12 protein-coding genes are annotated in these 14,957 nt (G+C 33.8%); 7 read left to right on the plus strand and 5 right to left on the minus strand.

All coding sequences use genetic code 11. The features are described from left to right. Window positions 1–10 precede the first annotated feature (10 nt). Together FJV36_RS03705 and FJV36_RS03710 are read right to left on the minus strand one after the other, a co-directional pair. Window positions 11–1,186 carry a GlmU family protein gene (locus tag FJV36_RS03705; protein ID WP_158729365.1) on the minus strand — a complete coding sequence of 392 codons (1,176 nt, stop codon included), beginning with the start codon at window positions 1,184–1,186 and terminating at the stop codon, window positions 11–13. Between the two features lie 258 nt (window positions 1,187–1,444). Then, window positions 1,445–1,696 (minus strand): type B 50S ribosomal protein L31, encoded by a 252-nt coding sequence (locus tag FJV36_RS03710; RefSeq protein ID WP_086455156.1) that lies wholly within the window; start codon window positions 1,694–1,696, stop codon window positions 1,445–1,447. A 242-nt stretch (window positions 1,697–1,938) separates the two neighbouring features. Here FJV36_RS03710 and FJV36_RS03715 point away from each other — a divergent pair, with 242 nt between their 5' ends. The 7 genes from FJV36_RS03715 to FJV36_RS03745 all read left to right on the plus strand — a co-directional run bounded on the left by FJV36_RS03715 (window position 1,939) and on the right by FJV36_RS03745 (window position 9,775). After that, on the plus strand, window positions 1,939–2,469 hold the full coding sequence (locus tag FJV36_RS03715) for a DUF4199 domain-containing protein (protein WP_158729366.1): 531 nt from the start codon (window positions 1,939–1,941) through the stop codon (window positions 2,467–2,469). A gap of 6 nt (window positions 2,470–2,475) precedes the next feature. Further along, window positions 2,476–3,432: a glycosyltransferase family 2 protein gene (locus FJV36_RS03720; protein ID WP_158729367.1), complete on the plus strand. Its 957-nt coding sequence runs from the start codon at window positions 2,476–2,478 to the stop codon at window positions 3,430–3,432. A gap of 129 nt (window positions 3,433–3,561) precedes the next feature. After that, window positions 3,562–5,289: a phospho-sugar mutase gene (locus FJV36_RS03725; protein WP_158729368.1), complete on the plus strand. Its 1,728-nt coding sequence runs from the start codon at window positions 3,562–3,564 to the stop codon at window positions 5,287–5,289. Then, entirely contained in the window at window positions 5,289–7,124 is a 1,836-nt protein-coding gene (locus FJV36_RS03730; protein WP_086454838.1) for an ABC transporter ATP-binding protein, read from the plus strand. Before FJV36_RS03725 ends, FJV36_RS03730 begins: the two co-directional genes overlap by 1 nt. A 110-nt stretch (window positions 7,125–7,234) precedes the next feature. Beyond that, window positions 7,235–7,882 carry a hypothetical protein gene (locus tag FJV36_RS03735; protein ID WP_086454837.1) on the plus strand — a complete coding sequence of 216 codons (648 nt, stop codon included), beginning with the start codon at window positions 7,235–7,237 and terminating at the stop codon, window positions 7,880–7,882. Window positions 7,883–7,884: 2 nt separating this feature from the next. Then, window positions 7,885–9,021, plus strand: coding sequence for an aspartyl protease family protein (locus FJV36_RS03740; RefSeq protein WP_158729369.1), 1,137 nt, complete (start codon window positions 7,885–7,887; stop codon window positions 9,019–9,021). A gap of 52 nt (window positions 9,022–9,073) precedes the next feature. Further along, a complete protein-coding gene (locus tag FJV36_RS03745; RefSeq protein ID WP_158729370.1) occupies window positions 9,074–9,775 on the plus strand; it encodes a hypothetical protein in 702 nt (233 codons plus the stop codon). 9 nt (window positions 9,776–9,784) lie between these two features. Here the strand turns inward: FJV36_RS03745 and FJV36_RS03750 are convergent, their stop codons facing one another. From FJV36_RS03750 to FJV36_RS03760, 3 genes are all read right to left on the minus strand, one after another. After that, the gene (locus tag FJV36_RS03750) at window positions 9,785–10,507 is read right to left on the minus strand and encodes a hypothetical protein (RefSeq protein WP_158729371.1); all 723 of its coding nucleotides are present in this window, start codon (window positions 10,505–10,507) and stop codon (window positions 9,785–9,787) included. A 106-nt stretch (window positions 10,508–10,613) separates the two neighbouring features. Then, window positions 10,614–13,082 (minus strand): TonB-dependent receptor, encoded by a 2,469-nt coding sequence (locus FJV36_RS03755; RefSeq protein ID WP_158729372.1) that lies wholly within the window; start codon window positions 13,080–13,082, stop codon window positions 10,614–10,616. A gap of 11 nt (window positions 13,083–13,093) precedes the next feature. Beyond that, entirely contained in the window at window positions 13,094–14,791 is a 1,698-nt protein-coding gene (locus tag FJV36_RS03760; RefSeq protein ID WP_158729373.1) for a M23 family metallopeptidase, read from the minus strand. Between the last annotated feature and the right edge of the window lie 166 nt (window positions 14,792–14,957).

Raw genomic sequence — 14,957 nt, forward strand, 5'->3', positions numbered from 1 at the left:
CAAAAAGTATTTATTCTTTTCTCCACTTTTTGGTTTCCTCAAAAACATGTTCTAAAATAGCCACTTCACGCTCGTCAAACTCCATATCTCGGCGACTCATTACCAAGCGCGCTGTTTCAAAAGCTTTTTTAGTGATGTACGTTGTAAATCCAGCGGCGCCACCCCATGAAAAACTTGGTACAAAATTGCGTGGAAAACCACTTCCAAAAACATTAGCACTCACACCTATCACTGTTCCTGTATTAAACATCGTATTAATACCACATTTACTATGATCGCCCATCATCAAACCACAAAACTGAAGTCCCGTTTTAACAAATCCTTCGGTTTCATAACTCCACAACTTTACTTCCTCATAATTGTTTTTCAAATTTGAGTTATTGCTATCAGCACCAATATTACACCATTCTCCAAGAACTGAATTTCCTAAAAATCCGTCATGACCTTTATTAGAGTAGCCAAATAAAACTGAATTATTAATTTCGCCACCTACTTTACAATAAGGACCAATAGTGGTTGCACCATATATTTTGGCTGCTAATTTCACTTTTGCATGATCACATAAGGCAAATGGACCTCTTATTACAGAGCCCTCCATAATTTCTGCATCCTTACCTATATATATAGGCCCAGTTGAAGCGTTCAAAGTTACAAACTCTAACTTGGCCCCTTCCTCAATAAATATATTCTCGGGTGCAATTACATTTACACTCTTTGGAATAGGTTGTGACTGCCTGTCTTCGGTTAAAAATTCAAAATCTTCTCGAATAGCAGCATTATTTTTAGCAAAAATATCCCAAGGATTGTGAACCGTCAAACAATCTTCAGTGTACTCAAGTATCTCATAAGTATCAAAATCTACTTCTTCTTGCTCCTCTGTTGTGTAAAAAGCGATTACTTCATCTCCTTTAAAAATAGCTTGATTAGACTCTAGGTTGCTTACCATCTCTGCTAATACCGCATTAGGAAGATATGATGCGTTAATCATTACATTGACTTCAAGTTCCACCATTGGATATTTTTCTGACAAATATTCCTCTGTAAGGGTCGTGGTTGTAGAGCCTAAATATAATTCCCATTTTTGCCTAATAGTCATGATCCCAATCAAGATATCAGCAACAGGACGAGTAAACGTAAAAGGCAATAAGGCATTTCTTGAAGGTCCGTCAAAAAGGATGTAATTCATGGTGTAGCGTTTCAGATGTTAAGAAGGTTCAAAGTTACAAAGTTTTAAATAGCTATAAAAATAAAAGGCCAACTAAGGATTTATCAAGTAAATCGTAATATGCATTTTTTAAAACCATTAAGATGTTAAGGTAATTAAGGTTCTTTCAAAAATAAAAGTATTAGAAACCAATTAGTGCAAATTACCGCTCCAAATTGGTATCAAATAAAAAACCCCGCAATTAATTGCGAGGCTTCTGTATGTTGTAAACAGTTAAAATTATTTAACGTGTTTAGCGTATTTAGTTTTAAATTTATCAATACGTCCTGCAGTATCGATAAGTTTAGATTTACCTGTGTAAAAAGGGTGAGATGTTCTAGAGATCTCCATTTTTACAACTGGGTATTCAACACCATCAACAGTTATTGTTTCTTTAGTATCTGCAGTAGATTTAGTGATAAAAACTTCTTCATTTGACATGTCTTTGAAGGCTACTAATCTGTAATTTTCTGGGTGAATTCCTTTTTTCATCTTGTAAATCTTTTTTATTTGTTAATTATAAGTTGCTTTGAAGCTTTTCTTTTTACAGAAAAGGTATAAACTTCTCATAACTTTTTGTTTTTATACTTTTATTTTGAGTCTGCAAATTTACACTATTTTTTCAATAAACAAATCTTTGTTTGACTTTTTTTATATGAACTCAAAAAACGTTTTTTAGCGTTGAATATATTGGGAATTGTTATATTTGTAGATTAATTTAAAAACCAACTAAAATGATCAACGAAATTGTTAAAAAAAACGGATTAACCTACGGTGCGATAATTGGTATTGTATTATCACTCATAACTGCCTTAATGTATGCAATTGATATTGAATTATTCATCGCTTGGTGGACTACACTATTAAGTTTTTCAGTCTTTTTAATCATTTCTATTATCTTGCTTTCAAAAACAAAAAAAGATTTAAATGGTATATTTCCTTTTAAAGATGCCTTTACTACTTATTTTATTTCATCGCTTGTAGGCTTGCTAATTTTTGTAGTTTTTAAAATTATCCTGTTTAATTTTATAGACCCAACTTTGAAAGATACACTTTTAGATTTATCAATAAAATATTTAGTTAGTACCTCTGAAAAATTTGGTGTCCCAGCATCTTCATTAAACGAAACAATTTCTAATTTAAAAGAGACTGATCCTTATTCAATTGTAGAACAATTAAAAGGCACGGTTTTCTTGCTGTTTTTTTCTGCTCTACTTGGTTTAATTTTAGCAGCATTTTTTAAAAGCAAATCTACACAAGAATAAAAATTAATGAATTTATCTATACTAATTCCTCTTTTAAACGAAGAGGAATCACTAAATGAGCTTTACACATGGATTATCAAAGTGATGCAATCCAACAATTACACGTATGAAATCATTTTTCTGGATGATGGCAGTACAGATAATTCTTGGACACTCATAGAAGGCTTTTCAAAAGAAAATCCTCATGTGAAAGGAGTCCGTTTTATGAAGAACTTTGGAAAATCGCAGGCATTGCATGCTGGTTTTGCTAAAGCACAAGGAGATGTTATTATTACCATGGATGCTGACTTGCAAGACAGTCCCGAGGAAATTCCGGGATTGTATGACATGATTACCAATGGGAAATATGATTTGGTTTCGGGTTGGAAAAAAAAGCGCTACGACTCAGTAATGGCTAAAAACCTCCCGTCAAAACTATTTAATTGGGCGGCACGAAAAACATCAGGAGTTGAATTAAATGATTTCAATTGCGGCTTGAAAGCATACAAAAATATTGTAGTTAAGAATATCGAAGTTTCGGGTGAAATGCACCGTTATATCCCGGTATTGGCCAAAAATGCTGGTTTTGGCAAAATTGGCGAAAAAGTTGTACAACATCAAGCCCGAAAATATGGTGAAACTAAATTTGGGATGGAACGTTTTATTAACGGATTCTTAGATTTGATTACGATTTGGTTCTTGTCTCGCTTTGGAAAAAGACCCATGCACCTTTTTGGTGCCATAGGATCTTTGATGTTCATTATAGGATTTATGCTTGCTGGTTACATCGGTATTTCAAAGTTATACCACATGTACAACGATATGCGTTATAGCCTAGTGACTAATAATCCTTGGTTTTATATTGCCTTAACCACAATGGTCTTGGGAACACAATTATTTCTAGCGGGATTTCTAGGTGAAATCATTTTGAGAACAAAAAACAATGAAGAGCGCTATAAAATTGCGAGTAGCGTAAACCTGTAATTTAAGATAAACAACATACAACGCGATGATTATAGCCCTGATAGCAGTGAAAATCCTTTTATGCGCCGCGGCGAATAAAAGATTGTAACGAATAGCAGGAAATAGCTCCTAAAAAATAAAAAAAATAAGATGGAAATCAAACAAAACATTTTAGACGCTGTAAACGAATGGCTAACCCCAACATTTGATAGCGCTACACAAGTGGCTGTAAAAGAATTGATGACTACTTCACCAAAAAATTTAGAGGAAAGTTTTTACAAGAACTTAGAATTTGGTACTGGAGGAATGCGCGGTGTAATGGGCGTAGGAAACAACCGTATTAATAAATATACACTTGGAAAAAGCACACAAGGATTGTCAAATTACTTGCACACTACTTTTCCGAACCAACCATTAAAAGCAGTTATTGCTTACGATTGTAGAAAAAACAGTGATACGCTTGCAAAGGTGGTTGCTGATGTTTTTTCGGCAAACGGGATTGAAGTATATTTATTTTCGGAATTGAGACCTACACCAGAATTGTCTTTTGCAGTAAAACATTTGGGATGCCAATGCGGAATTGTACTTACGGCATCTCACAACCCACCTGAATACAACGGATACAAAGTATACTGGCAAGATGGTGGTCAAATTGTTCCGCCACAAGACAAAGGTATTATTGATGTTATTGAAAAATTGACCTACGATCAAATTCAGTTTACAGCAAATGAAGATTTAATTCATTATGTTGACACCGCTATTGATGCCGCATTTATAGCCTCATCTATTGCAAATGCAAGTTTTAACACTTTGCAAACAGCAAAAGACGATTTAAATATTGTGTTTACCTCATTACATGGTACCTCAATAACTATCATCCCTGAAACTTTAGCTCAAGCTGGTTATAATAATGTACATATTGTTGAGGAACAACGCGTGCCAAATGGAGATTTCCCAACAGTAAAATCGCCAAATCCTGAAGAGCCAGAAGCATTGACGATGGCACTTGAATTGGCAGATAAAACCCAAGCAGATATTGTTGTGGGTACTGATCCAGATTGTGACAGATTAGGAGTTGCTGTGCGAAATAACGAGGGTAAAATGGTATTGTTGAACGGAAATCAAACTATGGTTTTGATGACCGCATTCTTGCTAGAGCAATGGAAAAAAGCTGGAAAAATTAACGGAAAACAATTTATTGGTTCTACGATTGTATCGACTCCTATGATGATGGAACTTGGCACCAATTATGGCGTAGAATGCAAAGTAGGTTTGACCGGTTTTAAATGGATTGCCAAAATGATCAAAGATTTCCCAGAACTAGAGTTCATAGGTGGTGGCGAAGAGAGTTTTGGATATATGGTGGGAGATGCTGTACGCGATAAAGATGCTGTTGCAGCAACACTTTTGGTTTGCGAAATGGCGGCTCAAGCCAAAGCCAATGGAAGTACTGTATACCAAGAACTAGTTAAATTGTATGTAGACAACGGTTTTTACAAAGAACACTTGGTATCAATCACTAAAAAAGGAATGGAAGGTTTGCAGGAAATCACACAAATGATGATTGACTTACGTGAAAATCCTTTGAAAGAAATCAACGGCGAAAGAGTGATCATGGTAGAAGATTACCAATCAAGTATTGCTAAAAACTTATTGGATGGTACTGAATCAACCATGACGATTCCAAAATCTAATGTATTGATTTACTATACCGAAGACGGTTCTAAAATATGTGCTCGACCAAGTGGTACCGAACCAAAAATTAAATTTTATATCAGTGTAAATACTACACTAAATGCTGTTGAAGATTTTGAAGAAGTAGAAGCAATTCTGGACCAAAAAATCGCCAACATTATTACTGCAATGCAATTAAACTAATGGATCCAAACATAAAAAAATTAATACCTTTTACAAAACCCTATCAATCACATATTATTTGGAATGTGATTTATAATATTTTGTATGCTTTGTTTAGTACAATATCTTTATTGACCTTATTTCCAGTTTTGCAGGTGCTTTTTAGGAAAACAGAAGATGAAGAAGAATTTACTCAACCTGTATACAAAGGACTAGCTTATCTTAAGGAATATGTAATAGAATATATAAACTTTAAAGTTTCATCTTTACAAGAAAATGAAAGCACTGAGGTTGTTTTATTGCTTGTGGTAGCCATGGTCATCACTACGTTTTTCATTAAAAACTTATTCAACTATTTGGCTTCCTATCACATCATGCACTTAAAAAACGGTGTATTGAAGGATTTGAGAAGATCTATGTATGCCAAAATTATTGAATTGCCTATCTCCTACTATTCTGAAAAAAGAAAAGGTGATATGATGGCGCGCATGCTAGGCGATGTCAACGAGGTTCAAAACTCATTTTTCTCCATTTTAGAATTGGTAGTAAAAGAACCTTTAACTATTATTTTTGCATTGGGAACGATGTTTGCCATAAGTGCCAAATTAACATTATTCGTACTGATTTTCATGCCTATTTCGGGTTACATCATTTCTAAATTAGCTAAAAATTTAAGAAGCCAATCCAGAGAAGCACAAAAAGAAAGTGGCTCTTTAATTTCTGTAGTTGAAGAAACTTTAGGTGGTTTAAAAGTTATAAAAAGCTATAATGCCGAACCTTCTTTTAAAGGTCGCTTTAATGAATCTGTCACTCGTTTGTTAAATTTAAACAACAGTATCGGAAGCCGAAATAACTTAGCCACACCATTAAGCGAATTTCTGGGAGTAACTACGATTGCAATTTTGCTTTTTTACGGAGGAATTTTAGTTTTAAATGATAAAACAATTGATGGCGCTTCGTTTATTGTGTATTTAACAATGGCATTCAATATTTTAACTCCAGCCAAAGCCATTTCAAAAGCATCTTATTCTGTGAAAAACGGTTTGGCTGCTGCTGAACGTGTTTTTGAGGTTTTAGATGTGGAAAACGAAATCACATCTAAAGAAAATGCTGTTCAAAAAGATGCATTTGAATCGGATATCACTATTTCAAACATCAACTTTAAATACGAAGACGAAAAAGTGCTAAAAAACTTTTCGTTGCAAGTAAAAAAAGGACAAACGGTGGCGCTTGTTGGACAATCTGGTAGCGGAAAAAGTACCATTGCTAATTTACTAACTCGTTTTTATGATGTAAATGAAGGTACGATTTCAATTGACGGAACAGACATTAAGGATCTTGATTTGCAATCGTTACGTGGTTTAATGGGATTGGTAACACAAGACAGTATTTTATTTAATGATACCATCAAAGCCAATATAGCATTGGGAAAACCAAATGCTACCGATGAGGAAATTATTGAAGCTTTGAAAATTGCGAACGCCTTTGAGTTTGTACAAGATCTACCAAAAGGAATTCACTCGAACATTGGCGACAGTGGAAATAAATTATCTGGAGGACAAAAACAACGTTTGTCTATCGCTCGTGCAGTTTTGAAAAATCCACCGATTATGATTTTGGATGAAGCAACCTCAGCATTGGATACCGAAAGCGAAAAATTTGTTCAAGTTGCACTTGAGAACATGATGCAAAACAGAACTTCAATTGTTATTGCTCATAGATTATCCACAATTCAAAAAGCAGATGTCATTGTCGTGATGCAAAAAGGAAAAATTGTAGAGCAAGGAAACCACGAAGAATTGATTGCGCTGCAAGGTGTTTACAATAAACTAGTGAGTTTGCAATCGCTTGAGTAGTTAAAATCGACAACTCAGCATTGAGGTAAGACATTTCAGTATATATTTTTTAAAGGTTACGTAAGATAGCAATATATTTACGTAACCTTTTTCATTTAAAACAATCTGTTATGCTATTCAAAATTATCTTAGTGCTGCACATTCTTTCTGGTTTTACCGGTTTACTATTGGGTACCGTTGTTTTAATTCGTAAAAAAGGGGACCGAATTCATAAAAGAATTGGTTTGATTTTTACCGTAGCAATGGTCAGCACCGGATTGTGTGCTTTTTACTTATCTTACGTACATCCTAATTTATTTCTTTTTATCGTGGGTGTTTTTACAATTTACTTGGCGGTTTCGGGGTACAGAATGATACAATTAAAAAAAGCCCATTTGGGTCAGAAACCGCAACTTGGCGATGCATTGTTAACGATTGCCATGTTGATTTGTTCAGCGATTTTTTATTACATTGGCATTCGTTATGTATTAGCCAAACAAGTTTTTGGTATCGTATTTCTACTATTTGGAACTGCTAGTTTACGATTGTGCTACATAGAGTATAAAGCCTACATAGGCAAAGTTACCGATTCTTTATACAGTTTAAAAAATCATATTGGCCGCATGACAGGTGCCTATATTGCTGCGTTTACGGCTTTTATTGTAGTCAACAATACTTTTTTACCAGATGTGGTTGCTTGGAGTTTACCTGGCATTTTAGGCGGTATTTTTATTTCACGATCGATTAAAAAACTAAAATCAAATCCAAAAAATATTTAGTTATGAAAAGAATTTTTGCAGCAATATTATTCTTGAGTTTTTCAGTTGTCAATTACGCTCAAAACACAAAAATAGATTCGATTCCGTTTAGCTTAAAATCAAGTTTACTGATTTTTAAAGGAAAACTAAACGGAGTACCAACCGACTTTATGTTAGACACTGGTGCTGCATTGGGTGTGGTTCCAACAAGCAAAGCGAGCGCGGCTAATATTAAGATTTCTGGAATAAAAAATATCACTGATAGTAACGAAAATCAAAACAGCATGCAATCAGCAGTTATAGAAACGGTTACTATTGGTACATTTAATATACATAACGTAAAAAGCATCGTACATGACATGCCTTTTCTATCTTGCACAGAAACCTATTTGCTTGGCGCCAATGCCATTAATAAACTAAATTGGAAAATTGATTTTGACAAAAAACTGTTATACGTTTCTGACGCTGTGTTTGAACCCTCTATCGAAATGCTAGGAGTACCAATTGTTTATAAAAGCAACAGGCATTTTACTGCCATTACGATTCAAGGTACTACATTAAAAAATTGTTTGATCGATACTGGTTACAACGATTTTCTTGAAGTTCCAACTAATGAACCTGTACTTAAAAAGCTGAAAAAAGACCTTAAAAATGATATTATTAGTAGTTCAAGAATAAGCATGAGCCTTTCTGAGATGAAAATAAATACTTTTGAAACGCTTTCCTTTGACAACTTAGTACTTGGAAATAAACGCTTTGACAATGTAAAAACAGATAGTAGACCCGATATTGAAAAAAAGATAGGAATTAAATTTTTCTCCCAATTGACTTCTGTTACAGTAATGAATAACAGTACGTCAACCTATCATTTGCAATTGTCTAAAAAACCTATTTCCTTGCAATTGAGTTTTGATGCTGATGTGTTTCTGAAAAATGGCAAATTGGTAATCACCGGAAAAAGCAATCTAGCAGAAAGCACAGCAAAAGACTTAACAATTGGAGAAGAAATTCTATCAGTTAACGGACGCAAAGCAGCCGACTTTAAAAATGAATGCGATTTTATTTCTTGGCGTATAGAAGCTAATACAAATGACACAATGGAACTAATACTGGCAAATGGCAAAAAAATAACGCTAAAAAAACAAATTCTTAAATCGTAAGTAAAAAAAATTGATGAACTTTACATAAAAGCATTTCCTATAAATTAAAGCTATGTATGTTAACAACGCATCGATTAAACTTCCAGATGACCCAAACACAGTAGTTTGGAAATACCTAGACTTATCTAAATTTCTAGATTTATTGCTTTCGCAAAAGCTATTCATGTCGCGCTCTGATAAGTTTGAAGATCAATACGAAGGTACTTTTAGTGAGCCCACTTTTGAAGAAATCAAAAAATTATCTCAAGACAATCCTGATTTTTTAAATTATTACAAAAAACATCGGGAAAAAGTAGCTATTAGCAGCTGGCACATTAATGAATACGAATCGTTTGCTATGTGGCAAATATTTACACAAAATACAGAAGGGCTAGCCATTCAATCTACAATTGGACGTTTGCAACAGTCCCTTCAAATAGAAAAAGAGTATCAGCAATACATAGGAGAGGTCAACTATATCGATTATAAAAAAGAACACATTCCATTTGACGACTTGTTTTTTCCTTTTTTATTTAAAAGAAAAAGTTTTCAATATGAAGGTGAAGTACGCATCATAACTGATATTGGCGAAACCGAAGTTAAGATTAATGAAGGTTTGAAAATTAACATTGATATCAATACCTTAATTGAAAAAATATACATTCACCCAAAATCCGAAAACTGGTATAAAAACTTGGTAATCCAATTAGTAAAACAACTCGGATTTGATTTCACTATTGAAAAATCCGATTTAGAAAGTGATATTTTGATTTAGAAAAACCAATTAAACTGGCTCGTAAGCATTAATTTTCCACTCGTTACTAGTTAAATCTGCATAATAATAATGAACCAAATCATTTTTATCAAACTGACCGTTTTTATTGGTATCCTCTACCGTTCTAAAATACAAACGATTGCGAGAGGCTAGAAGTTTCCAATCTATTAATTCCTGAAAGTCAGGCGAAATTTTAGTGAGTCGCTCCCCGCTTATGGTGCTCAAATGCAAGGATTTTATATCACTGGTATCTAATTTACCATCTTTATTGGTATCCATATCAACCATAGTATACACCATGATTTGGTTTTTAGTTTTATCGGCAACTGTTTTTAAATAAGTAGCCGTTTGAATCAAAATAGGCTTTTCAGTCAATTTCCGAATAGAATCTGAATTTACTTTTTGGAATTTTAAATTTTGCAAATAACCTGTAATTTCATATTCTCCATAATTTGAAATCGTAAAACTCAAATCATTCACACTAGAGGAGCCGTAGCGTGATTTAACTCCACGATCACGAATACTCAAATCAGCAACAGGGTGAATTAAATAATCCGTACCTTCCATTTGCCAAGGCAAATCAGCAATTTGTATTTGGGTTGAGTCTGCCTTTACAATCGACTTTGCTTTATTAGTTGCATCGTAAGTTACTTTTGGCGTTGCTGCATCCTCTTTACAACTTGCTAAAAATAGCAATGCAATTCCTAAACAAGTGAAATGTATTTTTTTCATGTGCTGATAGTATTAAAACTCAAATGTAATCATTTTTAAAAATAGCTTCCTTATTCTAAGTACAATTTAACGAATAAATAGAATGAATTCGACTGTTGAAAGCACCTTACAACTTAGCAGTCAATTTCACATTAAAAACTCGTATGGTCATGTAGTTTGGTATTGCATATTGATTTTTAGAGTATACATCCCTAACCCAGGTATTTGTAATGGCATTTTGATTGTTAAAAAGATTAAAAATTTCTAATCCTAGAGCTAATTCTTTACAATTTTTAAATAAACCCGAGCTTCTTTTCCTTGTGGTGTTATCAATAAACACTTTAGAAAAGCCTACATCAACCCTGCGGTAGTCATTCAATCTGTTTTGATACAAATAAGGATTTGCATAAGATGGTGATCCTCCTGGTAATCCTGTATTGTAGACTAAATTTAAATATAACTTTAAACTTGGAATATTTGGCATATAATCCTGAAACAAAATACCAAATTTCAATCTTTGATCTGTGGGTCTGGCAATAAATCCTTTATCATTGCTGTTTTCCTCTGTTTTTAAATACCCAAAACTAATCCACGATTCGGTTCCAGGTACAAACTCACCATTCAAACGCACATCTACACCTTGGGCGTAAGCCACTGCACTGTTATTAGCTGCATACCGTATGCGTACATTATCAATCGTGTAAATATTAGCATCCGTTATAGATTTGTAATATACTTCAGAAAGCAACTTAAAAGGACGATCCCACAATTTAAAACTATAGTCATTCCCTAAGACAATATGAAAAGATTGTTGCGCTTTAGTATTGGGCTGTACAATGCCGTCTCCATCCCTAAGCTCTCTATAGAAAGGCGGTTGATGATAAAGACCTCCAGAAATACGAAAAACAACATCTTGTTTCCAATTTGGTTTAATGGCAAACTGAGCTCTTGGACTTATCGTAAATTGAGACTTCCCCAATGTACTAGCACCAGAAACTTCCCAATTGTGCATTCGGATTCCTGCATTATACCAAACTTCATTCGTTCCTAAATTTGATTTTAAACTCCATTGTCCGTAACCTGAAAACCGATTTATAGAATTGAAATTTGTAGCTCGTATGTCTTGATAAGGAACCAACGGTCCCGTGTAAGGAGTATAAGGCTGATCGTTTTTTGGCAAATTTAAAATAGGTGGATTCAATGCAAAACCAGCAGAATCAATGACCTCCCACTCTATTATTCTATCTCTAATAGATTCACGAGTATACTTAACACCCCATTCTATTTGGCTGTTTTTCCAGTCCTGAAATCCTTTTATTTCAGTATTTACAATTAAGGCATCAAGATCATTCCTCGCGTGACTTAGCTGTGATCCAATACCTCTTGTGAATGAAACGTCACCTAGAGTTTCTGAACCAATATTAGTATCTACTTCACCTAGTCTATATTGCGCCAATATATCAAAATATTCTTGTTCTAACGTATGGAAGATGGAACCTATAAATTTTAACGTAAAATTATCCGAAACATTAAAGACTGATTTTATTGCTCCAAAATAAGTATCGTATTTGTCTTTCTCTTGTCCATCATAAAAAACCGTAAGTGCCATAGGGCTGTCAAGTGTTCCAAAATTTGAAACGCGTGATAAAGGACGATATTGGTATTTATTTTGAGAAATGTTTCCTAAAAAACTCCACTGCCATTTAGCCGAAGCCTGATAATTAATATTGGTTTGAATATCAGCAAACGTTGGTGTAAAATTAGTTTGCGTTTCCTGACTGTTCACAAGTAGTGAATTATTTCTATAGCGTAATCCTGTTACAGCTGACCATTTTTTATCTTTAGAAACCGCATCAACAGCTATGCTTCCGCCAAGAAAACTAGCTTCAAGGCTTGCGCCAAAAGTGGTTGGCTTTCTATAAGTAATATCTAATACCGAAGACAGTTTGTCTCCGTACTTTGCTTGAAAACCTCCAGCAGAGAAATCGACATTATGAACCAAATCAGTATTGGTAAAACTCAAACCTTCTTGCTGACCTGAGCGAATCAAAAATGGACGATAGACTTCAATCTCGTTTACATAGACTAAATTTTCATCATAATTCCCACCACGCACAGCATATTGGGTGCTTAACTCATTATTGGAATTCACACCTGGCAAGGATTTTAAAATATTTTCAACTCCTGCATTGGCACCCGGAATTTTTCGAATCATTTCGGGTTCTAGATTTACTATTCCCTGAACCACACTCCTATTCCCAGTCACTACAACAACCTCTCCCATTTGCTCTGCCTGACTGTTCATTATAGGGTTAAATTCCTTTTGTTCATTAGCCTGAAGTATAAAAACAACAGTGATTTTTTTAAGAGAAACGTGTGTAAAAACAACTGTTACTTTTTGATTTGCCGGGACTTTAACATCATAGAAACCATTCTCATTAGACTGGGTATTAAAACCGTCAAATGTAATATTGACATTCTCTAAAGGTTGTTTGCTTTCATCCAAAACAATACCTCGTATTCTTGCCGTTTGTGCAGTTGCAGAAAAACCAAGACAAATAATCGATAAAAAAAGAAAGAATTTAGTAGTACTCAATTGATTTTGATTTATTTTTTCTGACCTCTATAAAAACGCGTTTCAAAAGTAGTTGAATTCCCCATATTATCAACTACATCAACTTTTAAAACATTAGAACCATCTTGCAAATATTCATCTCTTAAAAAATGCGTGATTTTGCGGGTTTTATTATCATATTCAAAAAGCACCCATTTTCCATTCAAGTATCCGTTGTAGGTTTTAATTCCAGATAAAGCATCACTTATAGTAAGCTGCAAAGACTTTTGCTCATTAATCCATTTGCCTTCAATAGGATTAGCCATCGTTACTATAGGCGCCACCGTGTCTGATACCAACTTGTAATTTCCTAAAACCTTTACTTTCGTAGAAAAAACACTATCCTTTCTGTAAGTAGAATTGTAACTTACTTTACCGCCTTGCACTTTGCCAATAAACATTTTTTGACGTTGCTCTTCAGTACTTTTTGTATCTTCAATTGTAATTGTAAAATTGGAATGAACTGGAACAGAATCATCATGCAAAAATAAAGTATCATTAACCACATTAAAATTCATATTGAAATCTTCATAAAAAGTGCCTGCAGGAAAAAACACCGACATGTTTCCAAGTTCAAAATTACTGTCATTTACCGCTTTTACAAAATATTTCGACTGCGGCTGATCAGTGCCAATAATTGTAGGTAACAAATCATAATGTATGGGTATAGAAATGGTTCTCATGTTACCAAAATAATCTGAAACTTCAATTCGATATAATGAGGCTAAGTTAGGAGAGACCTGCAAAACTCCTTTATTTTCATCGGCTTGTATAAAACGTAAATCATAAGGAGCTTTCATAAAAAGTTTTTGCACCCTTTGCTGCATTTTTTTATAACGAGAATAATCAATTAAAGCATTGATATACCTCATATCAGTAAAAGAATAGGTGTTAAATTCATAACCAAAATTTGGTTTACCGTTCAAAAAAGTCTGAACCCTATAAATACCATTATTATTAAAAGATACATCATCAACGTCATGAGCCGTTATACCGAAACCTATAACACCATTAGAAACAACTTTATCAGACAAGTAAGTACCATCTTTTTGTAAAGAAACATTTAATAACACAGGACGCTTAGCATTATTTACAGTGGTTTTACTATCTAATGGATAAACATAAACACCCGTAACAACAGGCTTTTTAGTGTCTTTTAAAAAAGTATCAAAACCAAAAAGTAGTGGGTTAATAACAAATTCTGTTTTTGTATTTCGAAATTCAAAATGCAAATGTGGACCTTCAGAAGCTCCTGTATTACCAGACAAAGCAATCACATCTCCTTTTTTTACCGGCAACTCTTCTGGTTTTAAAAACATTTCAATCTCAAAAGACTGTTCTTTATAGTGGGTGTTTTTAATATACGATTCAATTGCGCCATCCGCCGTTTTTAAATGCCCATAAACAGAAGTATACCCATTAGGATGATTAATATATATTGTTTTTCCATTACCAAAAGTAGAAATTTTAATCCTAGACACATATCCATCGGCCACGGCATAAACCTTTAAACCCTCCTTTTGTTGGGTTTTCAAATCAAAACCCGCATGAAAATGATTGGGCCTCAACTCACCAAAATTCCCAGACAATTGCATTGGAATATCAAGAGGTGAACGAAAATAATCTTTTGGATAGTCATTTTGAGCTTGAATAGAGCAGCAAAACAACACAAAAAGGACAAGAAATCTCATAATTTACATTTTGGCTAAGATAAAAAAAAACAACAGAAACTAAATGCGAAAAACAAAAACGTACTGCCTTGAAAATTAGTATTTTAATTTATTTAATGCAAAAAAAATAATAAATTATTGCAAAATTAAAAAGGAATAGTAACTTTGTAAGATATGTAATGAAAAG

The organism is Flavobacterium sp. I-STPP5a (assembly GCF_009764685.1).
Classification (GTDB): domain Bacteria; phylum Bacteroidota; class Bacteroidia; order Flavobacteriales; family Flavobacteriaceae; genus Flavobacterium.

Excerpts from the sequence above, each read along its gene's own strand:
- FJV36_RS03740 (WP_158729369.1), top strand. The coding sequence starts at position 7,885 with ATGAAAAGAATTTTTGCAGCAATATTATTCTTGAGTTTTTCAGTTGTC.
- FJV36_RS03730 (WP_086454838.1), top strand. The coding sequence starts at position 5,289 with ATGGATCCAAACATAAAAAAATTAATACCTTTTACAAAACCCTATCAA.
- FJV36_RS03715 (WP_158729366.1), top strand. The coding sequence starts at position 1,939 with ATGATCAACGAAATTGTTAAAAAAAACGGATTAACCTACGGTGCGATA.
- FJV36_RS03760 (WP_158729373.1), bottom strand. The coding sequence starts at position 14,791 with ATGAGATTTCTTGTCCTTTTTGTGTTGTTTTGCTGCTCTATTCAAGCT.
- FJV36_RS03705 (WP_158729365.1), bottom strand. The coding sequence starts at position 1,186 with ATGAATTACATCCTTTTTGACGGACCTTCAAGAAATGCCTTATTGCCT.
- FJV36_RS03710 (WP_086455156.1), bottom strand. The coding sequence starts at position 1,696 with ATGAAAAAAGGAATTCACCCAGAAAATTACAGATTAGTAGCCTTCAAA.
- FJV36_RS03745 (WP_158729370.1), top strand. The coding sequence starts at position 9,074 with ATGTATGTTAACAACGCATCGATTAAACTTCCAGATGACCCAAACACA.
- FJV36_RS03725 (WP_158729368.1), top strand. The coding sequence starts at position 3,562 with ATGGAAATCAAACAAAACATTTTAGACGCTGTAAACGAATGGCTAACC.
- FJV36_RS03750 (WP_158729371.1), bottom strand. The coding sequence starts at position 10,507 with ATGAAAAAAATACATTTCACTTGTTTAGGAATTGCATTGCTATTTTTA.
- FJV36_RS03735 (WP_086454837.1), top strand. The coding sequence starts at position 7,235 with ATGCTATTCAAAATTATCTTAGTGCTGCACATTCTTTCTGGTTTTACC.
- FJV36_RS03720 (WP_158729367.1), top strand. The coding sequence starts at position 2,476 with ATGAATTTATCTATACTAATTCCTCTTTTAAACGAAGAGGAATCACTA.